The sequence below is a fragment of the Cytobacillus spongiae genome (assembly GCF_021390075.1).
Map to the genome: position 1 here is coordinate 2,185,982 of NZ_CP089997.1, position 22,949 is coordinate 2,208,930.

Here is a 22,949-nt window from a genome sequence, read left to right on the forward strand (position 1 = left end):
TAATCGGTTTAATACAGCCATATTATGTAAGTAACAAATAGGAGGTGGAAATATGCTTAACAGAATAGCCAATCGTTTCTCAAAGCTAGTTGAACGTTTTCTTCCCGATGCATTTGTTATTGCTGTGTTAATGACCATTTTTGTGTTTGTGTTAGGTTTTTTTATGAAGCCAACAGAGCCTTTGGAGCTGTTCAAGTCATTTGGCGATGGATTTTGGGTCTATTTAGCGTTTACTATGCAAATGGTTCTATTACTTATGACTGGAATGGCTTTAGCATCCGTACCGATGATTCAACATTTTTTGAAAACGCTTTCTTCTTTTGCAAAGACAGCCAACCAAGCATATATTTTAACTTTCCTTGTTTCTTCAGCTGCATATTATATTAACTGGGGATTGGCGGTCGTCGTAGGTGCCATAATTGCTCGAGAAGTTGGAAAACGCAACAAGGAAGCCCATTTTCCTCTATTAGTTGCTGCCGCTTATGCTCCAACTGTTCTCTACACAGCTGGTTTGTCAAGCTCGATTGGTTTAACGGTTGCCACAGAAGGACATTTTCTTGAAAAAGTGATGGGTGTGATCCCTACCTCCCAAACCATTTTTCATACTGGGACGATCATCATCTTTCTAACCCTTTTAATTACCATTCCTATTTTTCTCATTCTCATGGCACCTAGAAAGAATATTATTTCTTTTACAAATCAAGATACATCTCCCATTCAACAGGTTGAACCAAAGAACACAAATGAAACACCCGCAACAAAGCTAGAAAACACACCGATACTAGGAATGGCGATTGGGTTTATTGGAATCATTTATGTTATTTATGAATTTCTCAATGGAAGAACACTTGATCTTAATATCATTAATATATCTTTTCTTTCCCTTGGACTGGTTCTTCATCGCTCATTAGGGAACTATGCCCATGCATTTAAGCAAGCAGGCTCTGCCATATCCCCCATTATCCTTCAATTCCCATTCTATGCTGGGATCATTGCCGTTTTAGGAAGCTCAGGGCTCGCTGAATCGCTTATTAATTGGATGGCGTCGATTGCGAATCAAGATACGTTTGCTGTATTTACGTATTGGTCAGCTGGAATTGTTAATATTCTAGCTCCCTCAGGCGGAGGGCAATGGGCATTACAAGGACCTCTCCAGGTTCCTGCAGGCTTACAATTAGGTGTAGACCCAGCAATTACGGCAATGGCAGTCGGCTGGGGAGATGCTTGGACGAATCTCATCCAACCTTTCTGGGCATTGCCTATTCTAAGCGTCGTTGGTTTACACATTCGTCATATTATGGGCTATTGTATCTTAATTGGTATTTGGGTGGGGATTATTACAACCATTTTATTGTTCATTGTCTACTAGCGGTAAGTGTGGAAAAGCACCAGGAAGTAATCTAGGTAGTTCAGAATAATGGGGAAAAGAAAAAAACCTGCGAATTCCTAAAAAACTAGTAAAAACACACTCTTTGAAGCTTGGATCAAATGATGCAAGCTTTTTATATAGTTATTTTATGAACTATAGTCATCCATGCTTCATCTCATCTACTAGCAGCCATTAGTGTTCTTTCAAGACTAGACAGTGTTTGTTTATTCGAAACGGTTGGAGAAAGCGAGTATTTAATTTTTGTAAAATTATGTTAATATATAGATAAAAGTCCGATTCGTTTTAAGGAGGAGAAAATCATCCAAAAGAAAGCCATAATCATATTTATTGTGACTTTTAGTATTGAAGTCGCACTTACATTTTTCATTGCAAAAGAATTCTCTGTAAGATTTATTGAGGTCATGTTCTTTACAGGAATAGCTTTTGCTGCTATTAGCTTTTACTTTTCAAGCAGTGGAGGTATTGTTTCCGATTATAGTTCTTCACAAGTCAGTGCTCAAACTGGATTTATTCAAAAGAGGGAAACATTCGTATTTAGAAGAGGACCTATATTTACTTCTTCAATCATTTTTTTCTTAATAGGATTAGTGTTGTTTATTCTCCTTATTTTAGGGATTATTTCACCAGTTAAAAATTGATACCAATATATTGTAAAGAAAGAGCTTGGAAATGATTCAAGCTCTTTTGAATTTGTGAGCAGAAGTCTTCAATGAAATACTTTTATCACTCCATATTGATCATAAACGTTGAAAGAACAATAAAAAAGAACGACCAAACCGCATTGCGCGATGCCTTCTAAAATAGAAGTGTTTAATTCCCCTCGCCTAAACTGAACCTATTACAGTGTAACTACTTACCTAAATCGACGTTTCGAAAAAATGTTTGAACCACTTTTATGTATGCTTCAGGCTCTTCAACATATGGCATATGAGCACTTTCTTCAAATACATGAAAATGAGAATTCTTCGTTAAGGAGTGAAAGTACTCCGTTGATGAAGGCGTCGCTTCATCATAGCGACCACAAGTATATAGAGCTGGAATATGAATCTCCCCAAGTCTTGATGTGCAATCAAAGCTTTTCAGATTGCCTGTGACATGAAATTCAGATGGGCCCCACATGATTTTATAAAGCTCAGGATTACGATAAGCTGCTCCTTTTTGTAAAAATTCAGGGTATGGATCTAAACGGCAAACAAAGCGTTTATAAAATTCAATGGTCGCCTGTTTGTATTCTTCAGAGTCTGTACGACCAGCTTGTTCGCATTCCAGCAACGTTTGCTGAACGTCCTTCGGTAACAGCTCCCGATTTTGCTTCTGATCCTCCGCCCATATAGGTGCACTTAAACAAGGACTTGAGAATATGACACTTTTTACACTTACAGGCTTCGTTAATAAGTAAGCTGCAGCAAGCGTCGTTCCCCATGAATGACCAAGAATGTGAACCTCGTCTAGTGATAATGCTTCTCGTACTTGCGCCAATTCTTCTACAAATCGATCGATATGCCAAAGAGACGGATTCTGAGGGCGCTCCGATCTTCCACAGCCCAATTGATCATAAAAAATAACAGGTCTCTCCTTTGCTAACTCCTTTAACCCTTGCATAGAATAGCATGAAGAACCAGGTCCCCCATGAAGAATGAGAACAGGTGTATTGACGATACCCTCATCATGTAGCTGATACCACACCTTTCCCCCTGTAACATCAATCATTCCTTCAGAAACTGTCATGAACTTCTCCCCCTTTTTTCGTATTATCTACTAATCTTTAGTAAAAGAAAAGTACCAATGATCTGTCCATTGAATTTAACTTTCATTGCGAAGGCAACCCTACTTCGGACTCGCCATCCTCTTTTTCCGCTTTCCCTGTCCGAAATCAACCCCTCTTCGGACTCGCTAACCAATTTTTCCGCTTTCCCTGTCCGAAATCTATCACACTTCGGACTCGCCATCCTCTTTTTTCGCTTTCCCTGTCCGAAATCTATCACACTTCGGACTCGCCATCCTCTTTTTTCGCTTTCCCTGTCCGATATCTAGCCCTCTTCGGACTCGCCATCCTCTTTTTTCGCTTTTCCAGTCCGAAATCTATCACACTTCGGACTCGCCATCCTCTTTTTCCGAATTCCCTGTCCGAAATCTATCACACTTCGGACTCGCCATCCTCTTTTTCCGCTTTCCCTGTCCGATATCTAGCCCTCTTCGGACTCGCCATCCTCTTTTTCCGCTTTTCCAGTCCGATATCTAGCCCTCTTCGGACTCGCCATCCTCTTTTTCCGAATTCCCTGTCCGAAATCTATCACACTTCGGACTCGCCATCCTCTTTTTTCGCTTTCCCTGTCCGATATCTAGCCCTCTTCGGACTCGCCATCCTCTTTTTCCGAATTCCCTGTCCGAAATCTATCACACTTCGGACTCGCCATCCTCTTTTTCCGAATTCCCTGTCCGAAATCAACCCCTCTTCGGACTCGCCTTCCAATTCCCCCTCAATTCTTTGAAAAAAAGTGGTCTTCATAAAAGTGAAAATCACCAAAACTGCATGAATTTTATTATCGTTTCAAAATCATATCACAGTGTAGCTGAAGTTAATTGACTTCCTCCCCGTGGTTATCCACTTCCTGAAGCGGAATGCATCGAACTTTGTTCATTTAGGGAGATTTCCACAAAAAAACTCAAGTGCAACAAACTGGAGAAAACTGAATTCCTTTGGGACAAAGAAAGCATTTTCTGGATCAGAACGGACTCGGTTCATTTTAACTAAAACTTTTTAACATACTGATCTTTTTCTCGAATAAACTGTTAGTGAATCAGCTGTCCATTTGACTTTCAATCACTTGTATTCCGTTTCTCCATATCATATTAATAAATGGATACTTTCGAGAGGTGATTACGTGTACGATCACAAGCAAATAACCTTTCAAAACCTTCAAACCCAGTCCATGACATTCCAAGAAGTCTTCCATCGCATCCTCAAATTCATGAGATTAAAACCCAGTGGAAATTATAAATTAATGGTTGGAACCGATTCACAGGTTCATGCCACTTACACGATGTTCATTAGCGGCATCGTTATACAAAATGAAGGAAAAGGAGCATGGGCTTGCATTCGCAAAACCATCGTTCCTCGCAGGATGAATCACTTACATGAACGAATATCCTACGAAACCAGTCTAACAGAGGAAATTGTAGCCATGTTTACCGAGGACCATAAAAATCAGATGATTGACATCGTACTTCCATTCATCTATCAAGGGTCTTCCTTTAAAATGGAAGGGCATATCGATATTGGGTCGGGAAAGAAAAATAGGACAAGGATTTTCGTAGATGAAATGGTCAGGCGAATTGAGTCGATGGGCTTCGAACCAAAAATTAAGCCCCATTCATTCGTTGCTTCGAGTTATGCAAATCGATACACCAAATAACCACCGTTTCATAACAAAAAGGACTGTTTCCTATAGCAGCCCTTCATTGTTCACCAATAACCTCAATAGTTGATCTTCGAAATCTTTCCCTTTGTCTTCATCCAATAATTGATTCATCATGATGCAAAATATTAGCTTTTCCCCATTTTTTGACTGCAAATAACCGGAAATCGTGCTTACCGTTGAAAGGGTCCCTGTTTTGGCATGGATCGTTCCAGCGATTTCTTTTTCTGTGAGCCGATAGCGAAGTGTTCCACCAATTCGCTTATCTGTTACTCCTGCGACAGGTAAGGCTGCAAAATAACTTGAGAACCAAGGCTGGTTTTGAACGACGTAAAGTAGCTTTGTCAGCTCATTCGGTGGAATAGCATTGACATGGGATATTCCTGACCCATCGCGGAGAATGGTTGTTTCCACATTCACGCCAAGCTGCTGCAATTTTTCCTTCATCACTTCTAGACCTTTTTCCCAGCTTCCTTCTCCTTTGTCTACCTTTCCCATTTCCTTCACGAGTATTTCTCCGTGTCCATTATTACTTAACTTCAAAAAAGGAATGACCAGTTCTTTAAGGGGAATGGAGTGCCTTTTTTCAAGCAGCGTTCCATCATCAGGTGCTGAACCAAGCTTGCTTTTTCCAGTCAGAACAATTCCTTGATTAGCTAACGCTTGCTCAAATAGGTTTAACGCATAGCTTGAAGGATCCCATACAGCTATCCATTCTTTTTCAGGCTTAGCGTTAAGGGGAATAGTTCCGGAAATTCTTACCGTGTTCACTCCATGATCCCTTTCGATTTGGAGATCCTTTAAACTCTCAGGAGAGATCGTTGTTGCCTCATTCCTTATAGTCAAGTGACTCGTTCGAGGAAATACAAGTACGTTTGGAGCCGCACCGATTTCTGCACCTGAACTCACTTCTACAATCACAGTGCCTGCATCGTAATCTTGATCAGGTGAAGCAGTAAGAGCAGAAACGGCTGCTCCATAATACATCTGCTCATCGCTCCACGGCATATCGATAGAGTGTCGGATATCATCGTACCAAGTGTCATCCCCAATCAAGCTTCCGTGAATTTCTTTTACTCCTGTTTCAGCTAGCTTTTTTGCCAATAATTCAAAATCTGTAGGTAAAAGTGTCGGATCTCCTTTCCCTTTCAAATAAAGATTTCCGGTTAGCTGTTTTCCCTTCGTATGTCCGTCTGATAAAAGCTCCGTTGAAAACGTATATTCTTCACCGAGGGATGAGAATGCGGCTGCTGCCGTAAAGAGCTTTAGGCTCGAAGCTGGTTCTAAACGCATATCTCCGAACCGATCATAAAGGATTTTTCCGGAATCTGCCGAACGAATACTTATTCCTACAAGGGCACCGGCAAGATTTGAATCCTTTTGTATTAAGGTGTTCACCTGTGCTGCAAATGAGGATGTTCTAGCTGATGCCGTTGGATGAATGAATGTACTCCCTAACAGTAGACAAATGAGAAATATCCATCTGATCCGAATTTTATTTGCGCCTCTCTTTCTCTTTGTACTTATGATCACTTCTGCGGAATTTTTTAGCAAAACAACTGTCGCATATTGGAAATGAATGATCCCAATCCAGCCTCTTTCCACACGTCTTACATGTTTTGGTTAGTTTTCGCACATCGGTTTTCAATCGTTCATGAACTTGGTCACTAATTTCTTCTCTTAACCGCTCCCAATAGACCGCCTCTGTTTTCCGCTCTAAACGATATAAAAACAATAGATGTAAACCGATTGCTTTGTAAGTAAGCTCTAATTCCTCAAGGCTTCTTGTTTTTATTCTCGGTTCAGGGAGATCGGATCCATCCATTAGGGCAAGCAATGTATCATACCACTGTTTAACCAATGGCGATTCCTTTTTAGAAAACGGAAGATGAAGAAAGCCGTAAAGCTCGGTCATATTCATCCTAGCTTCAATTTCGGTATCTTGGATAATTTCATAGAGTTCACGTTCTTCATATAAGGATGCCTTCGTAATTCCAGCTGGTGGTTCGAACTTCTCCCATAGCTCAAAGAATGTACCTAGATCTCGATAATAGCGACCGAACCGCTCGAATACACTGCTTGTTGGCGCAATCGCAAAGGTATGAACTGGTTGATCGATTTGATCAAGACGTTCCTTCATTTTCGGGATTTTACTCGTAAAGGCTACCTTCCCTACTTCGTAAATTCCTTTCCGGCCAGCGCGCCCTGCAATTTGCTTTACTTCTTGTGATGTTAACAATCGGCGTTCCGTGCCATCGAATTTCTCATTTTCTAAAAAAACAATCCGTCTGATCGGTAAATTTAAGCCCATTCCAATGGCATCAGTCGCAACAATGACATTCGTCTCACCCTTCAAAAACTGTTGCATTTGCTTTTTTCTTGTCTCAGGTGGCATGCTTCCATAAATCATACTAACTGAATGTCCTGAATTCTGAAGACGAGACGCCGTTTCTAGTACTTTCTTGCGGGAAAAACAAATCAATGCGTCACCTTTCGTGACATGCTTCATTTTGAATTCCTTTTTTTCGACTTGCAGAGGGGTATCTCGATTGTATTCATTAATTTCTATATCAGCATCGCCTAAAAGCTCCATCATCATACTTTTCGCATTGCGACTTCCGATAATATGTACTTCATTTGCGTTTGCTTTTGTGATTGCCTTGTACCAAGAAAAGCCTCGATCCTTATCCGTTATCATTTGCGCCTCGTCAATTACGATTACATCGTGATGCTCTTTTTCATGAAACATTTCAACGGTTGAGGAGATGTGTTTTGCATGTAGAATCTCCTTTTCTTCTTCTCCCGTTTTTAATGAACAAGGCACTCCATCAGCATTTAAACGGTCAAAAACTTCAAGAGCTAGAAGCCGTAAAGGAGCTAAATATAAGCCACTGCTTGCCTGCTTCATTTTTTGCAAGGCATGATACGTTTTTCCTGTATTCGTATCTCCAATATGCAGAACATAGCGAATGCTTGGCCTTGCACCAGGGTTGTATTCCTGACCAAAAATATCTTCAAGCATTCGTGCTTCTTCCTCACGCTGCCTTTCGATTTCAGCTAGCTCTTCTGCCTCTCTCTTTTCACGATTGGCTACATCCCTCGCATAAAGTTGTCTATGCTCATCCAAGTCAAATGGTATATCTGCTACATGTAGGAGATCAGCAATATACTCTTCTTGAATGCTTCCCATATAATAATCTCTTACAGTCGAGAAGGTATTCCCCATTATTTTCCTCACAATAGATTCGGACAATGGGCCATCAAACCATTGCTCATAATGGTTCAATACTTCTGCTGGAAGCTTGTCCATGACTAACCGAGAGATCAACTTATACAAGTATCGGTTCAGTAATCGTTCATACGGAAAGTAATAGGTTTCATATTCAAAGTATGTTCTTCCGAAGTGGGACGTTTTGTGAATTTCACCTGTTAACTCTTCAAAAAAATGGCCGACTTTCAAAAAAGGAGTGACTTCAAAGCTTCCAATTTCTATTAGCTTCTCTTCTAAAGCCAAAACATCGACCTCTTTATACTTTTTCTTATTCGAGAAATCCTTCTGAAGCTGATTTGCTATTTCATTTCGAATATATAAATATATGGATTCGTGCTCATGTTGTATCAAATGCTGAGCAGCCTTATCGATTTCTGTTTTGATTTCATCTTTTCTTTCTGCTACAAGCTCTGCTTCTTTTTTAATGAAATAATTTTCTCGAGCTTGCTGGTAAAGTGTTTCCCAGAGTTCATAGTTATCAGCGATGTCTTCAAACACCCACTCGATTACATGAAATGGTTCATACGCTCTCATTTCATTTCGAAATAAATGATTAATGAGCTTGCGGTCCACCCCTTCTATTTCAAAGCCTCTTTCAAATAGAAACGCTTTCTTTTCACTGCGGCGAATATCATTTGTCACTTTATTTAGCCAAACGTTCACCCAAATCTGCTCAAGGTAATGCTTTCTCGATTCTATATATTCTTTGAATGAAGGCAAATGTTCATGTCGCTCAAAAAAGCGCTCTACATCTTCATATACCTTTCGTTTCGTATGTTCAACTGCTACATGGTAAACTGACTCAATTCGTTCCATCTATTTTACCCCTTTTAATTTTGTTATTCGATCGTTCTAGTCCTATTAGTAGAGATCATTAAAAGTCTATTATCTAAAAAAATGTTGTATTATACCAGGTAAGCTTCCCTTCTTCATTTGAGACTAGCAGTTTGGAGCAGTCGGACAGTTGAAATCCCATTTTCAAAGCCGAGGATACTCCCCACACACCTCAGAGAAAGTGAGTAGTGACCTAAATGGGAAAAATGGACTGTTTCAAAAGCAATCATGTTAACGAACACAATTCATTCAAATGACTCACTATTCACGGTCATTAATATCAACTAGGCAGGAGAATCCGCATAAAAACATCTTAACATACTGTTATTAGAAATTAAGAAGATATCTTCCTTTCTCTCTTATCATGAACCGTTTTTGTTGATATGATAAGTACGTATGATATGAAATAGGAGTGAACAGAAATGAGTGTACATAAAGCCATCACCAAACACGTAAACGAAATGAATGATCGCATTCGAAGATTTGCTCTACTTGAGGAACAGCGTGAGCTTTTGATTGAAGAAGCCATCATGCTTTATAAAGAAGGCAAACCATTTACTACAGACAAAATTAATTCCGTTACAAGTCAAATGAATGAACTAGCTAAATTAGGCGGTGTCCCTTCACGGAAGCTCGTTACAACTGCAATGGTTAAGGAATTTGTAGATCAGCAATAATGAATTGGGGTGGTTAAATAAAGACCACCCTTTTTCCTAAATCAGAGTTTGCTTTTCAGATTCCTATCGTAGGGGCATCCTAAAATTAATTCATTGTTTAGGAGGAGATCAAGATGAAAAAGTGGGCATTTGTATCTGACTTTGATGGCACGATTTCGAAGAAGGATTTTTATCATATGGTCATTGAACAATATTTTCCTGAGGGAAAAGTGTTAATGGAGAAATGGAAAGCAGGAGAAATGAAGGATATAGACTTTCTTGCAACTGTTTTTCAATCCATCAATCAGGAGGAAGCTCAAATAATTGAAGATATCCTATCCATTCCAATTGACGAATATGCACCACCTTTTTTTCGTCAAGTGCAGGAAAATGGCGGAGATGTCTTTATTCTAAGTGCTGGGACGGATTATTACATTCATCATGTGTTAAAGAAATATGGGATTGAAGATATTAAGGTGTTTTCAAACGAAGGGAAATTCAAAGAAAAAAATGTGCATATGAACATCGATCCAGCTCATAAGCATTATTCAGAGCGGTATGGGATTGATAAATCGAAGGTGATTCTAGAGTTAAAAGAGCAGTATGAGCACATTTATTTTGCTGGCGACAGTGAACCTGACTCCCATCCAGCTGTCTATGCCGATCTTACTTTTGCGAAAAATGGCCTTCAGGACCTTTTAAATGAGCGAAATATATCCTTTATCCCTGTTGAAAGCTTTCAAGAAGTCGAAACCTATTTTATTGAAAAAGGGCTGATCGGTAAATGACCACACCTGTTACGAATATCCCCATCCCGGCAATTTTAGAAATACGTAAAGGGGTTATTTATCATCTCAAAGAAATTTTAGAAAAGCATGGGTTTAAAAATGGGTTAATGATTTTTGATGATTTTACATTTGCTACTTATAAAAAAAGTATTGAAACGGCCATACAACCGATGAAGATTGAGATGATTGAGCTTACTTCTACGTTAACGATTGACGACTTAATTCATAAAGCTTTTGAATTGGGGCGTTATGAAGTTGTGATTGCGATGGGCGGTGGTTCAGTGATTGATTATGGAAAGTACATGGCCTTTTCAAGACGAACCCCGTTTATTAGCATTCCTACCTCTGCTTCAAATGATGGGTTTGCAAGCAGCAATTGCTCGTTAATTGTTAATGGAAAGAAAACAACGGTTCCAGCTAAAGTACCCTATGGAATATTAGCAGACCTTGATGTCATTCAGCATGCACCAGATCGCTTTATTTTAGCTGGTACTGGGGATTTAATGTCTAATATAACTGCTTTATATGATTGGGAGTTTGAAGAAAAGCATGGGAAATCTTTCGTTCATGCGTTTGCCTCTATGATTAGCAAAAAGGCAGTAAATAGTTTCATTCGGACACCTATGGAAGATATTAAACATATCATTTTTCTTAAAGAGCTCATCAGTTCCTTAACAATGGGTGGAATCTCCACGGTCATTAGCGGCAACAGCGCTCCGATTAGTGGTTCAGAGCACTTAATTTCCCATGCATTAGACAAGATATCGGCAAAGCCAGCGATGCATGGGATTCAAGTCGGAGTCGCTACGTATATTATGGCAAATGTTCAGGAGCATCGAGCGGAACGAATGACGAAAGTCTTTGAACGTACAGGCTTTTTTGCCTATGTTCGTGAATTAGACTTAAAAAAACAAGAATTCCAGCAAGCTATTGAAATAGCTCCGTCCATAAAACCTCATCGGTATACATACTTGCATGAAGAAAAGTACCGTGTGAAAGCACAAGAGTTACTAGATCAAGATCCTATATTACAAGATATCCTTAACTAGGAGGCAATTCATTTGAAGATATTGGGTTATCGGTATGTATCTGTTTCAGAACAAAGTATAGACATGGTTGATTTCTTTGTAAATAAGCTCGGTATCTCTAACACATGGGAACATACAGAGGAGATCGAAGGTGGCGTTTTTAAAGCAGGCAATAGCTGGCTTGAATTTTGGCAAAAGAGTGAATGCATGAATGAAGCTACTATGCTGCAGCTGGTGGTTGAAGACGCAGATGAATTTGCCAGCTTTGTAAAAGCAAATGGCGTAGCAGTCCACGGTCCCTTTGAGGAGCACGGTGAAAAAATTTACTCACTAACTGCTCCAAACGGCATGCCCATGTCTATTCAATCGACTTTGAAGTAATTTCAAAAGCTTGAATAGATAAGAAAAAGCCCTACATATGGGCTTTTTCTCTGACTAAGATTTAACACCATGTACCTCTTTTAGCCTCTCTGAAACTCCTTTAGTCAGCTCGGTAGCTGTATTTGGTACAAATGACTTTAATACTCCATTCACTACAGGCGCCATCATTCCTTTTGCCGAAATGTCTAAGCAGCCAGTCATTTCTGTCACGTTCTCACCAATTGGTGTTGCACGGAAGTAACCTTCTCCCGTAAAATTTTCGTTTATGCCCGTTAAATCAAATGCCACTTTCGATGGCTCCTGCCAGCTAGTGATATGAACCTTCATGCAAATCTCTTTCTTCATGAACCCAAGATCGCCTTCAAATGTCCATGTAGATTCTCTGTCATTGATCACTTCATGCTCGATGTATCCAGGGACGAGCGGTGCCCATTTATCCATCACACTCACAAAATCCCAAACCGCTTGAACAGGTAGTTCTAACACATCGGTATGTACTCCCTTTGGCAAAATAGTCTCCTCCTTTAATAAGTGGTTTCCATTCAACCTATGAAAGTATGTATATCATTTAGAACTTAACGAAAATGAAGTTAATCAAAAATGGACATTTCATTCGGGAGCACCTATTCAATAGAATGAAAACATGATCACGTGACTCGGATCTTAGGACGATAACAGATAAGGATGATTCTTGTAAGAGTGTTCAACGGTTATTTAGTATATTGCTTCGATTTTTCGATCTAACGCTGCTAAACTTTTGAATGCTCTTTCCTCGTCGATTGTTCGGTAGTGATGTGCTCCACCCGGTTCCTCGTCTTTTTCATCTGCTAATTTGACAATTTGTTGTAATGGCGTACGAAGGATTTCTCCTCCAGGCAAAAAGGAATCTGTGTGGAAGAGGATGGCGAGCGCAATCTCCTTTGCTTTTACAGGGTCTTCACCTAGTCGAATTAATAGCTTATGAGCTCGTTCGGCACCTTTAATGGCGTGGATATCATTTAGCTTATACTGATTATAGCTCCATTTCCCATTTTTATACCAAGTGTAATGGCCTATATCATGTAAAAACCCTGCCTTTGAAGCAATATCAACATCAAGATCTTGATCTTTGGCTAATTGAAATGCATGATAGGCAACTGCTATTGCATGGGCCAAACCAGAGCGTGTAACATACTTTTGAGCAATATGATGGGTATATATATCGACTAATCGTACATCTCTCATGAACTTAGCCTCCTCATTCAATTAGTATTTACGCTGTTGAACCGATTTTTGCTTTTTCATAATTTCATATGATTTTTCAATGATATCAGCTAACACATCTCCTTTATAGACACGTCCATATTTCGTATTTTCTTGATAAAATTCAACAATTTCTTCAAGCATTTCGCTCGTTTCTTTCGGGACCCTCACATTTAGTTGAATACGGTTTTCTTTTGTCACTACGACACCTTCTATCAATATGATATCAACTGCTAGCATTTTACTATATTAATGATATCGGTTGATATCCACAGATTTTTATTCATTTTATATGTTTTTTTAAATTGGGGTATTCTATGTATATACAATTGTTGCCAAAGTAGGTGCTGTAATGGAGCTGCAATTAATTGAAGCCTATATTCCAAGTAAATATCTTGAAAAAGTTGATGTAGGTTTAAAAAAATTCAACTACCATTCCCTTTGGACTTCACTCGAAATCGAAAATCGTGTACATATTCGGATTCTTGTTCGTTCCATTGATACGGAAGAAGTATTGAATTATTTAGAGAATATTGCAACAGTTCTTGATGGATTTGAGGTTTTTTTAATTCCTGTTCAATCTTATATCACTAAGCGTTTACCGCAAAAGGGTGAATTTGCTGATGAGGATTTCCATAAATTACAACGAGCTAGTCGTCATGAACTATTAGTTAACATTGAAAAATCAAGCAAAATCACTTTAACATATACGCTTTTAGTCATTCTATCCGCTATTGTAGTAACAATTGGGTTTATTAAAAATAGTGAAGCTGTAATTATCGGTGCGATGGTCATTGCTCCTATGCTTGGACCCGTTATATCCATAGCGTTTAGCTCCATATTAGGTGATTACAAGCTTTTATCCCAGTCGCTAGTAACCCTTCTTTTTGGAATAACGATTGTTGTATTTATTTCGATTTTGTTTAGCTTTCTATTTCCAATTCCAGATACACATAGTGAGTTTTTATTGCGTACACATGTGAATTTCTCTGATATTATCCTTGCTTTAGCATCTGGAACAGCTGGAGCATTATCAATCTTAAACCGCTTACCAGGTTCATTAGTTGGAGTTATGGTAGCTGTCGCCTTATTGCCACCAACTGTTGTGTTCGGAATGACACTCGGGTCAAGAAATTGGGAGGAAGCATTTGGTTCTTCCTTACTCTTACTCGTCAATATCACCTCTATCTTATTGTCTGCGGTCATTGTTTTTTCACTTTCAGGTATACGGCCAATCAAATGGGAAGAAATGAAGCGCGCAAATACGTCACGAAAGCGATCCATATTATTTATATCGATTATCATTATTTTGCTCATTATCGCGATTGTCTTCGGAAAAAAAGTAGATCTCGTATAAATATGGAGTTTGTTTTTTCCTTAGTTTTGTGGTTAAACCAAAAAAAGAGCCAATCGGCTCTTTTTAATTGATTGCTATTCCTCGAATACTTCAACCTTCTCCATAACATCGCCATTACTCATAGCTTTAGCTGTTTCTAAACCAGATGTCACTTTACCAAAAACAGTGTGAACTCCGTTTAGGTGTGGTTGTGATTCGTGAACGATAAAGAATTGGCTTCCACCTGTATCTTTACCTGCATGTGCCATGGATAACGAACCTGGCTCATGCTTATGAGGGTTTCCAACTGTTTCACACTTAATGGAATAACCAGGTCCACCAGTTCCTGTTCCGTTTGGACATCCGCCTTGACTTACGAATCCTGGAATGACTCTGTGGAACGTAAGCCCATTATAAAAGCCCTCTTTTGCCAATTTCTCAAAGTTTTCTACTGTTCCTGGCGCTTCATTTGGGTATAATTCAAATTCAATTTTTTCCCCATTTTGCATGTGTATGTATCCTTTTTTCGCCATGAAAATCAACTCCTTCATTAATATCAGTGTCTATCATACCACTATTCAAGCACAGAATAAAAGTTCAAGCTCAAAAAATGAAGACAAGTTGTGACTTATTTACTTTCAAGATTGCCTATGTTACTATTATAGAACCCCTTCCGAACATTCGCTTGTTGCGGGACACTTAACCATGTACGGACGGAAGGGGGATGGTGCCTACTTTTGTAGGCACCATTTTTTATTGATTGATTTTTATAACCGTTTGTTCAATTACTGTATCTAAGCCAGAGTTTCCAAAATAATATACGTAATAAACCTTTTTTTCCTTAGAAGCAATTATTTTTTTGGTTTCATCCATTTCATAGACCATAAGCCGGTCTAATTTAGAATGATCTTTTTCTTCAAAATACTCTCCGTTTTCATCAAAAGCATACCATTTAGCTAGGTCGTTCACTAACGGATCAGCTAAACCTTTATGGATTAATTGAAATACCTCCGTAGATATGCTAGGGGTATATTCGCCGCTCTTGTCATTCCACATTTCACCAGGAACAAGACCGCTCTCATCGGTTTCATATTGACTAGGTGCTAATGGGCTCCAATTAATGGTATAACGATTGCCCCAATCAACACCGTCTCTTACATATGTTGGGGACTCTCGTACTAAGTTTGGATTATTTTCAATGTCCGTCAATCTCACCACTTTCAGACTACTATTTTTGATGGGAAGTGTTTTTGTATCATGTATAAAAATTTGTGTGAACGGAATGGCTGCACTGAACCCAATGATTATTACAAGGATGATTGAAAGTATGGAATGCACATGGGAACGCCTCTTAAAGCGGGCTTGGTGGTTAATTGGCTTACCCTCCCATAGATTCTTTCTTAAACTCCTAATCGAACGAGATGCTTGAAACGTATTGAAGGATGTATACAAAAGAAATAAAGTTAACATGGTCTGTTGGAGAGCACCGTTTTTTACGAGTTGCATGATAGGCGTTCCCTCTAGAAATAAAAGAGAGCCGTTCATTGCAATAATAGCGATCATCGCTAATAGCACAATCAAGGTATTTGATGTAAGCTTTCTATCTAGTTCCTGCATCGTAAATGATTGCTCCGCAGGGTCTGTATGCAGTTCATTTGCATTGCATTCAACCGGAGAAGAAAATACATGAAAATAAGAGTAGCTTGTGACTAATCCCCATCCATTGTCTTTATACATGATGATTTGATCTTCAGTTAGCTTTTTGTTCATTGAGATATCTATTCGATACCGCATCTGTTTGGGTTCAGCCTTTTCAAATTTCACAAAGAGCACCCCCATTTTATTTAAATGTAACCCTTTTGCTGCCAAATCGGAGAACCAGCTTTCATGTTCGCCGATTCTCCAATAATCACTTGGGCGCAATTTCCAAACCATTTTCCCCATTACTTGTCACCTTCTTCTAGCATCTCACTGTCTTCTATAACTGATTTCAATCTGGCATATTCCATTCGTAAGGCTACTTCGCCTTCTGCGGTAATTCGATATGTCTTCCTTCTCCCATCCGAATCTTCCAAACAGATCAATCCATCCTTTTGCATCCTTGAAAGAACACCATATAAAGTCCCAGGGCCCATTTGAAGTCTCCCCTTGGAAACATCCGTAATTGCTTGCATCAATTGATACCCATGATTAGGCCTTATAAGAGCTAATAGCACGTAATACATCGCTTCTGTCATCGGACCGCCATGATATGGCATAGAAATATCCCTTCCTTCAACAAACCTATATTATGTGTAACGATATATCGTATAACATAATAATAAACCATCAACTATCTATTGTAAATGAAAAAAATCCCTTATTTTACTAAATAAAAGACAAGTCCGAGCAAACACACGGTAATGGGTTAAAAATATACTTGTATATTCGCTTGGCCCGTGTTATATTAACTAAGCGATGAGCTAAATTGAATAAGTCGATTGACACGCCCTTATGGGAATGTACAATGTGGAGTACAGTCAGATCGCCTCAATACGCAAAAGACCCCTTTTTAGGGGTCTTTTTTCTTTCTTTCTATTTATGTTTCTAAAGGCAATTGAGACTTAAAGTATTCGACATATTTCTTTGCGTCTAATCTAGCCGCCACATATGGTGGCATTGAACGGGTAGCTGCTTCAAACGGTACCCCGAGCCAGAGAATCTGGTCATCAATGATGAGATACGGAAAAGACATCATTTGCGCTATATGATGATCAGCGTTTAGTCCTGTTAGAGGGCTTGAAGAAATACATGTTAATTTCACACGTTTTCCTCGACCGTTTAGTATGTTTAACCAATCCTTTGTCAGAATTCCTTCATTCGGTATGGAGATGATGATGGTCCGTACCGCCTGGTCCACGTCCTTACTTACCTTCTCTATTTTTTTTGCATGCATCCATGTAAGGCGAGGATGTTGATGTTGAATCCACGTACCTATTTGGCTAGGCTTTACCACTTGATTCATTTCAAGCTGATGTTCAACGAGCTTTCTCAAGGTCTGGCTTCGATACACTTTCTCACGGATATACTCGTTATGGCTTACATGTATGAATTTCCCCTTCGTTCGTGTGATCGCCACATTCACAAGCCTTTCGCTTTCTTTGCCAATCAAGAGCATTCCTGCTCGACTTTCTGGATAACCCTCCACCGTGTCAAAAATCATGACATCTCTTTCACTTCCTTGAAAACGATGAACCGTGGCAGAAACAATATCCCCTTCATTCCGCTCCTTGCTATATAATTCCTCTAGCAAAAGGTCCATGCTATCGGCTTGGGCCCTATATGGGGTCACATAGCCAATCGAACGATTTCCGCCCATATAGGCTTCATGAATGAGTTGAAAAGATAATAAGAGCTGCCATGGATTCATTCGCGAATTTGAACTTCGCTCTCTCATGCAATGCTCCCCAGTTCCGCTCGTATCTAATAAGATAGCCGCTTGACTTGGAAAAGGAATTCGTTCAGCGATCGGTACCCTCGACGTCACAACACTTTCATGATCACCGACAAGCGAATGATAGATATGCTTATTTGTAAATGAAGAAATTTGAGGATGCATCCGCCTTTGTTCCTTAAGTAGAAATAAATTCGGATGAAGCTGATGTTGCTCAAGAGATTCTATGACTCTTGAAGCAGTAAAAATATCGTTTTTTAGCCATTTTTCGACCCATTCATGACGGGAAACAGCAATTGGCGGGAGCTGTTTGAAGTCCCCACATACGACTAGTCTCTTCCCAATCGAACTAGCAAATGCCACTTGTGGAACATAGGCCATACTAGCTTCGTCCAATACGACCAAATCATACTCTTTTTCGTAGATGGTTGGGTCGGTTGCCGCTTTTGCAAGAGTGGTCCCAATCACATCTGCATCCTTCACAAATTCAATTTCTTTTTGTCTTATTTTTTCGAGGAGAGTGGATAGCTTCGTTTCTACCTCTAATAGGGTTTCAGAATCCCTCCGGCTAAAGGATGAGCTAAGGTCTTGTTTAAGGACTCGCCTTTCATGTACTAACTCCTCCCTTTGATTGGATAAGTCAGGGAATCGCTTTTCAAGTAGATGAGCTGTCGTCAATCCGATCTCACTTTGATGATTTCCATACCGAAGCAAATCGCCTTCACGGAAGCGCCCCTTTTTGTGAATAAACGAATAAATTTCTGCCATTAACACATTAACTGCTTGATTGCTATGTGATACGACTAATATTCGCTGGTTTTTAAAGTACTTATTTGCAACTAATCGAGCTAATGTATAAGTTTTCCCGGTTCCTGGAGGTCCCCATACAAATGTAATCGGGTTGTATTTCGACCGAAGGATTAACTCATGGACACTCGATTGAATATTCTCACGGGGATGCTTCGATTCATTTGGGGGATTCATTAATCTTTTTATACGGGCTCGTTTCTTTTTGCTTTCCTTTATTTCACCTAAACGCTCAAGTAATTGCTCAAGAAGCTCCCAAGGATCGTAAGAAATCAAGATCTCGTCGACATCATCACCAATCGTTTCGTCCAATGAGACAATAATGCCTTTCCCTTCAGATGATAGCATTCGTCCCTTTACTGTTTTTAGTCCCCACTCGATTCGAACGATAGAACCAATCGGAATTTGGATCGGTCGAGACGTATCAAAGTAATATTGAAACGTCCCATCATTCGCTAGCAGGCGCCCATTCTTGATTCGGTATTTCGTACTTCCGTATTTTTTTAAATAGATGATTTCTTGCTGCAATGCTTTTTGCCATTCTTTCAAATATGATAAAGTAGATGTCACGGACCTCTTCCTCTTATATAATTTTCGTCAAATAAAAAGGCTTAGAACGTTAAGTTTCTGAGCCTGTAAAAGTATAAATATATCATGATTACCGGTATAAATCGACGAATTGATACGTACGTTTAAAAGTTCGTGATAATATTCATGTTACTGATAGTTATTTTCTAGAATTAGGGTCCATGTAGAAATCACCTTCTCATTACAAAGTGACCGTATTCAAATCATAAAAAGGGAACGAGAAAGTGTTCTCGCTCCCTTTTTGTCTTCAAATTTTATATAAAATAATTGGCCCATTCACCTCATTAATTGAGCTGGCTAGAAAATTCTTCTAAATGAACCTTCCATGGCTCTTGTAATGAGGACCTTGAGACGAGAATCGTTACGTTTGCCTTTTGTTCCCTTTTATTTGTAACAGCATATTGAATCTTCACTGGAATCTCCCGCACAAACTCATTATCAAACGAATGGCTTCTGTGCATTTGCTCTATTTTTATCAATTCGATTCTGTTTATTAGTTTTTCTTGTAGCCGAAACGACTGAATGTCTTCCTCCCAAACCGTATGTCTAACAAGTTGCTGATCCTTTTGATTAAGCGAAGCAACAAATACATCAGCTAATTCATACGGATCAAGCTTCGAGTAAAAACCATCAAGCTTGTTTGCAGCCTTCAATGCCATCAGCTTATGAGATAAATCCATGCTCTCAGATCGATGAGTGATGCTATCTTTAAAATGGATACAAAAGTGGCCAGGAAACCCATTTACTAATGCGCCTCCACCATGAGGCATCCCATGCATAGACGCAGCGATCTTCTCTTTTCCAATTGGAATCAGAATCGCTCTCCTCCTCCAGCTCCATTTCCCATTATAAATTTCCTTCATTGTTTTTGTTTCATCATGGGTAAGTGGTTGTACATCGGCATGGTAATTACCTGCCCTTCGCTGAACCTTAAACCGTTTACCCGTTTCTAAATCAATAATCTCAAACTTGGAATAGCGGGGGAGTAACTTATTTACTTCATCCCAGCTTTTATATGAACCGTAATGCTGTTTTTTTAACCGATTCACTTCTTTAAGAATGATTCCCCATACAGGTTCTGACAATTGAACCCTCTCACCCCTTTGGATATGAACTAAACCTATTTGGTCATCTAACAGAAATTTCTGCTTCTGATACGTAATGTATGTATCCGAATTCGGCAGGATCTCTATTTTATCATCGTCCATGTTTTTCAACAGCTTTGAAAAGCTCTTGTGGGAAAGCTCATTCTTCGTTGTGTAAGTAGAGGCTGAATTCGTTTTAATTTCAATTGTAATAGATGGCGCTTTAGCACTCACTTGATTTGCAATCATAAAAAATAGTAGAAAAACTGAAAAATAGGCCATTATCTTTTTCATCATAAATCCTCCCATGCTCTGTCCAATCGTATTTTCTACTATTCCACACACATCATGCTAGCAAATTACTGGAAATCAATATAAAAAAGCTGTGTAGGATCGAACCCTACACAGCCTTTCTACACGCTTTAATTTTCAGACATTTCCTTTAATGATTCCATATTGCCAGCGATCATCGTAATAATTGTAGTCGCTTCCTCTTTACTAAAAATAAAGTTCGATTCATCTTCAATTAGCTCATCTTCCGCCGTTCTGATTCGGTTTAGTCGTCTTAATACGCCATCACCTGTTTCTTGAACGATGCCAAATTGATAGGTCACTTCCACGTCTTCATGATTCGTATAGGCAGTTACTTCAGAAGTTTGCCAATCAACATCGATCTCTTCGAACATAAAATCATCTAGTTCATCTACTTCCTCTTCTTCATCATCAAGTTCAAGAGCGTTTACTTCCTCAAAGTCTACAAGGTCATGCAGGCTTTCATGAACAGCATCAATGATATCTTCAATATCTAGCAAGATTAATCTAGTTGTATAACCTAGATCGACATCAAAGGATTCAATATAAAACTCCTCATTATAAGGATCAAAGTGAAGGGAACAGAAATAATCTCGGTCAAATTCTTCCGATTCAATAAAAAATTCAATTCGAGGATGCTTTGCAGCCCGTTCAACGGTCATATGCCCCTGTTGATCATATTTATGGCATATCGACTCGATATTATCCTGTAATTCGCCAATTACTCGATCAAACCATTCAAGTGACATCATCTTTCCTCCCAGTTTCTTTTCCAAATTTATTGATACATGTAAGTTTGATGGCAAGACACTTGTCATTTTTTAAGTCTCCTATACCAGTTTGTGTGTTATGCAGCATAAATATGTAGTACGAGCTGTCACTTTTGAATACATTTTTATATAAATTCAAATAGGGTGGTGAGGAAAGTGAGTATTTTTTTTAGTTATATGTTTTTAGGGATCTCCCTTGCAGCACCAATTGGTCCAATTAATGCGGCTCAATTAGATCGCGGAATAAAGAATGGATTTTGGCATGCGTGGATGATTGGCCTTGGCTCTGTCACTGCGGATATCGTTTACATGCTAATGGTTTATTTTGGTATGGTCCATCTGATCGAATATCCAATTGTAAAAATATTCTTATATACATTTGGCTTATTTGTTTTAATTTACACTGGGATTGAGAGTATTCTTTCTTCAGGAAGTTTATCTGCTGATGAGCGAAATCGAAGTGAATCCATTATTAAGACATTTGTTACGGGTTTCTTCATGTCCATTACGAATCCGTTAACGATCTTATTTTGGCTGGGAATCTATGGTTCGGTTCTAGCGAATACTGCATCGAAGTATCCCCTTGAACAATTGATTATGTATAGCTCAGCTATTTTACTTGGACTTCTACTTTGGGATTTTGTCATGGCAACGATTGCTTCAGGTTTTCGTAAAGTTCTTACAAAGAATGTACTTGTCTTCATTTCAGTTGTTTCAGGAATTACACTAATTGGCTTTGGACTCTACTTCGGGTATCAAGCCTTTGTCCTCCTTTTTGAGAACTAGGACAGTCACCCATATCTCTTCCATTTAATATCCTATTACGAATGGAGGAGATGAAAGTGTCTTTGCTTTTTGATAAAAAGCAGATTGAGGGAAATCCAAGTGTTCTTACAGACTGGGAAAAGTTTGCGTTCCAAGCATTTTCTGAAAAATTATCGAACAAACAACAGCCTTTTCCATGTATTCCGGCAACCGTTGGATTTTCACAAAATCATTTAAAATATGGATTTGTCTCAGAACTTGAAAGTGAAACTGCCGTAGACGAATTAGCAGATTTACTCAAGGAGTTTGGTCTGGAGATGCGTGACATAGGAAATTACGCGTCATTAATTGTCTTTTTTCAAGGAATTGAACAACAATCCGTCATTGATTATGAAAAGCGTTTTTGGTCATTATTAACGAAGGTTAGTGAAAAGGACGAGAATGAATGGCCGAATCATATACCTGAAAACCCCGAGAACAATGCATGGGAGTACTGTTTTAATGGGGAACAATATTTTATGTACTGTGCAACCCCTTCCCATGAAAACAGGAAGAGCCGTACGTTCCCATATTTTATGCTAGCTATTACCCCAAGGTGGGTACTGGAGAAATTTAATGAAAACTCATCATCTGCTAAGCGAATGAAGAAGATGATTCGTCAGCGCTTAGAGGCATATGATTCTATTGAGGCACATCCTGAACTCAAGTGGTATGGGCAAGAAGATAATTTCGAGTGGAAGCAGTATTTTCTAAGAGATGATGATTCATCACTATCCAAATGTCCGTTTACACGGATGAAAAATGCCTTGAATAAGCTAAGACCTTAAATAGAAAGAGCCCCCCA

Annotated in this window: 21 protein-coding genes; 9 read left to right on the forward strand and 12 right to left on the reverse strand. The window is 39.1% G+C overall.

Going from position 1 to position 22,949, the window contains the following annotated elements:
- Positions 1 to 52 precede the first annotated feature (52 nt).
- A complete protein-coding gene (locus tag LS684_RS11035) occupies positions 53 to 1,369 on the forward strand; it encodes a short-chain fatty acid transporter (RefSeq protein WP_233806000.1) in 1,317 nt (438 codons plus the stop codon).
- Between the two features lie 870 nt (positions 1,370 to 2,239).
- Here the strand turns inward: LS684_RS11035 and LS684_RS11045 are convergent.
- A complete protein-coding gene (locus LS684_RS11045; protein WP_233806001.1) occupies positions 2,240 to 3,118 on the reverse strand; it encodes a proline iminopeptidase-family hydrolase in 879 nt (292 codons plus the stop codon).
- A gap of 1,205 nt (positions 3,119 to 4,323) precedes the next feature.
- Here LS684_RS11045 and LS684_RS11050 point away from each other — a divergent pair.
- Entirely contained in the window at positions 4,324 to 4,806 is a 483-nt protein-coding gene (locus tag LS684_RS11050; RefSeq protein ID WP_233811621.1) for a ribonuclease H-like YkuK family protein, read from the forward strand.
- 30 nt (positions 4,807 to 4,836) lie between these two features.
- Here LS684_RS11050 and dacB read toward each other — a convergent pair whose 3' ends face one another.
- Together dacB and LS684_RS11060 are read right to left on the reverse strand one after the other, a co-directional pair.
- Positions 4,837 to 6,303, reverse strand: a complete 1,467-nt coding sequence (gene dacB, locus LS684_RS11055) for a D-alanyl-D-alanine carboxypeptidase/D-alanyl-D-alanine endopeptidase (protein ID WP_489886019.1) — start codon at positions 6,301 to 6,303, stop codon at positions 4,837 to 4,839.
- Between the two features lies 1 nt (position 6,304).
- A complete protein-coding gene (locus LS684_RS11060) occupies positions 6,305 to 8,896 on the reverse strand; it encodes a DEAD/DEAH box helicase (protein ID WP_233806003.1) in 2,592 nt (863 codons plus the stop codon).
- A gap of 440 nt (positions 8,897 to 9,336) precedes the next feature.
- Here LS684_RS11060 and LS684_RS11065 point away from each other — a divergent pair, with 440 nt between their 5' ends.
- The 4 genes from LS684_RS11065 to LS684_RS11080 all read left to right on the forward strand — a co-directional run bounded on the left by LS684_RS11065 (position 9,337) and on the right by LS684_RS11080 (position 11,767).
- Positions 9,337 to 9,591 carry a DUF2533 family protein gene (locus tag LS684_RS11065; protein WP_233806004.1) on the forward strand — a complete coding sequence of 85 codons (255 nt, stop codon included), beginning with the start codon at positions 9,337 to 9,339 and terminating at the stop codon, positions 9,589 to 9,591.
- Between the two features lie 113 nt (positions 9,592 to 9,704).
- On the forward strand, positions 9,705 to 10,358 hold the full coding sequence (locus LS684_RS11070) for an MtnX-like HAD-IB family phosphatase (RefSeq protein WP_233806006.1): 654 nt from the start codon (positions 9,705 to 9,707) through the stop codon (positions 10,356 to 10,358).
- On the forward strand, positions 10,355 to 11,407 hold the full coding sequence (locus LS684_RS11075; RefSeq protein ID WP_233806008.1) for an iron-containing alcohol dehydrogenase family protein: 1,053 nt from the start codon (positions 10,355 to 10,357) through the stop codon (positions 11,405 to 11,407). The genes LS684_RS11070 and LS684_RS11075 overlap by 4 nt, the downstream gene beginning before the upstream one ends.
- A 12-nt stretch (positions 11,408 to 11,419) precedes the next feature.
- A complete protein-coding gene (locus LS684_RS11080; RefSeq protein WP_233806010.1) occupies positions 11,420 to 11,767 on the forward strand; it encodes a VOC family protein in 348 nt (115 codons plus the stop codon).
- 54 nt (positions 11,768 to 11,821) lie between these two features.
- On the opposite strand, the gene LS684_RS11085 is transcribed toward LS684_RS11080, so the two are convergent.
- The 3 genes from LS684_RS11085 to LS684_RS11095 form a co-directional block, all read right to left on the reverse strand.
- Positions 11,822 to 12,277 (reverse strand): SRPBCC family protein, encoded by a 456-nt coding sequence (locus tag LS684_RS11085; protein WP_233806012.1) that lies wholly within the window; start codon positions 12,275 to 12,277, stop codon positions 11,822 to 11,824.
- Between the two features lie 204 nt (positions 12,278 to 12,481).
- Positions 12,482 to 12,991, reverse strand: coding sequence for an HD domain-containing protein (locus LS684_RS11090; RefSeq protein ID WP_233806014.1), 510 nt, complete (start codon positions 12,989 to 12,991; stop codon positions 12,482 to 12,484).
- Positions 12,992 to 13,012: 21 nt separating this feature from the next.
- A complete protein-coding gene (locus LS684_RS11095; protein ID WP_233806016.1) occupies positions 13,013 to 13,210 on the reverse strand; it encodes a hypothetical protein in 198 nt (65 codons plus the stop codon).
- A gap of 151 nt (positions 13,211 to 13,361) precedes the next feature.
- On the opposite strand from LS684_RS11095, the gene LS684_RS11100 reads away from it, so the two are divergent.
- Complete coding sequence (locus LS684_RS11100; protein WP_233806017.1) at positions 13,362 to 14,366, forward strand: TIGR00341 family protein; 1,005 nt, start codon at positions 13,362 to 13,364, stop codon at positions 14,364 to 14,366.
- A gap of 74 nt (positions 14,367 to 14,440) precedes the next feature.
- Here LS684_RS11100 and LS684_RS11105 read toward each other — a convergent pair whose 3' ends face one another.
- From LS684_RS11105 to LS684_RS11130, 6 genes are all read right to left on the reverse strand, one after another.
- On the reverse strand, positions 14,441 to 14,878 hold the full coding sequence (locus LS684_RS11105; protein WP_233806018.1) for a peptidylprolyl isomerase: 438 nt from the start codon (positions 14,876 to 14,878) through the stop codon (positions 14,441 to 14,443).
- A gap of 220 nt (positions 14,879 to 15,098) precedes the next feature.
- Positions 15,099 to 16,289 (reverse strand): DUF2812 domain-containing protein, encoded by a 1,191-nt coding sequence (locus LS684_RS11110; protein WP_233806019.1) that lies wholly within the window; start codon positions 16,287 to 16,289, stop codon positions 15,099 to 15,101.
- Positions 16,289 to 16,603, reverse strand: coding sequence for a PadR family transcriptional regulator (locus LS684_RS11115; protein ID WP_233806020.1), 315 nt, complete (start codon positions 16,601 to 16,603; stop codon positions 16,289 to 16,291). The genes LS684_RS11110 and LS684_RS11115 overlap by 1 nt, the downstream gene beginning before the upstream one ends.
- A 320-nt stretch (positions 16,604 to 16,923) precedes the next feature.
- Positions 16,924 to 19,155, reverse strand: coding sequence for a DEAD/DEAH box helicase (locus LS684_RS11120; RefSeq protein WP_233806021.1), 2,232 nt, complete (start codon positions 19,153 to 19,155; stop codon positions 16,924 to 16,926).
- Between the two features lie 302 nt (positions 19,156 to 19,457).
- Positions 19,458 to 20,555 (reverse strand): hypothetical protein, encoded by a 1,098-nt coding sequence (locus LS684_RS11125; protein WP_233806022.1) that lies wholly within the window; start codon positions 20,553 to 20,555, stop codon positions 19,458 to 19,460.
- A 125-nt stretch (positions 20,556 to 20,680) separates the two neighbouring features.
- Positions 20,681 to 21,319 (reverse strand): hypothetical protein, encoded by a 639-nt coding sequence (locus LS684_RS11130; RefSeq protein ID WP_233811622.1) that lies wholly within the window; start codon positions 21,317 to 21,319, stop codon positions 20,681 to 20,683.
- 177 nt (positions 21,320 to 21,496) lie between these two features.
- On the opposite strand from LS684_RS11130, the gene LS684_RS11135 reads away from it, so the two are divergent.
- Together LS684_RS11135 and LS684_RS11140 are read left to right on the forward strand one after the other, a co-directional pair.
- Entirely contained in the window at positions 21,497 to 22,126 is a 630-nt protein-coding gene (locus LS684_RS11135) for a LysE family transporter (protein ID WP_233806023.1), read from the forward strand.
- A gap of 56 nt (positions 22,127 to 22,182) precedes the next feature.
- Positions 22,183 to 22,932 (forward strand): YqcI/YcgG family protein, encoded by a 750-nt coding sequence (locus tag LS684_RS11140; RefSeq protein WP_233806024.1) that lies wholly within the window; start codon positions 22,183 to 22,185, stop codon positions 22,930 to 22,932.
- Positions 22,933 to 22,949: the final 17 nt, after the last annotated feature.

What these genes read in the sequence shown, in the direction of transcription:
- LS684_RS11035 (WP_233806000.1), top strand. Translation starts at nt 53, where the DNA reads ATGCTTAACAGAATAGCCAATCGTTTCTCAAAGCTAGTTGAACGTTTT.
- LS684_RS11045 (WP_233806001.1), bottom strand. Translation starts at nt 3,118, where the DNA reads ATGACAGTTTCTGAAGGAATGATTGATGTTACAGGGGGAAAGGTGTGG.
- LS684_RS11050 (WP_233811621.1), top strand. Translation starts at nt 4,324, where the DNA reads ATGACATTCCAAGAAGTCTTCCATCGCATCCTCAAATTCATGAGATTA.
- LS684_RS11060 (WP_233806003.1), bottom strand. Translation starts at nt 8,896, where the DNA reads ATGGAACGAATTGAGTCAGTTTACCATGTAGCAGTTGAACATACGAAA.
- LS684_RS11065 (WP_233806004.1), top strand. Translation starts at nt 9,337, where the DNA reads ATGAGTGTACATAAAGCCATCACCAAACACGTAAACGAAATGAATGAT.
- LS684_RS11070 (WP_233806006.1), top strand. Translation starts at nt 9,705, where the DNA reads ATGAAAAAGTGGGCATTTGTATCTGACTTTGATGGCACGATTTCGAAG.
- LS684_RS11075 (WP_233806008.1), top strand. Translation starts at nt 10,355, where the DNA reads ATGACCACACCTGTTACGAATATCCCCATCCCGGCAATTTTAGAAATA.
- LS684_RS11090 (WP_233806014.1), bottom strand. Translation starts at nt 12,991, where the DNA reads ATGAGAGATGTACGATTAGTCGATATATATACCCATCATATTGCTCAA.
- LS684_RS11100 (WP_233806017.1), top strand. Translation starts at nt 13,362, where the DNA reads ATGGAGCTGCAATTAATTGAAGCCTATATTCCAAGTAAATATCTTGAA.
- LS684_RS11105 (WP_233806018.1), bottom strand. Translation starts at nt 14,878, where the DNA reads ATGGCGAAAAAAGGATACATACACATGCAAAATGGGGAAAAAATTGAA.
- LS684_RS11110 (WP_233806019.1), bottom strand. Translation starts at nt 16,289, where the DNA reads ATGGGGAAAATGGTTTGGAAATTGCGCCCAAGTGATTATTGGAGAATC.
- LS684_RS11115 (WP_233806020.1), bottom strand. Translation starts at nt 16,603, where the DNA reads ATGCCATATCATGGCGGTCCGATGACAGAAGCGATGTATTACGTGCTA.
- LS684_RS11125 (WP_233806022.1), bottom strand. Translation starts at nt 20,555, where the DNA reads ATGATGAAAAAGATAATGGCCTATTTTTCAGTTTTTCTACTATTTTTT.
- LS684_RS11130 (WP_233811622.1), bottom strand. Translation starts at nt 21,319, where the DNA reads ATGTCACTTGAATGGTTTGATCGAGTAATTGGCGAATTACAGGATAAT.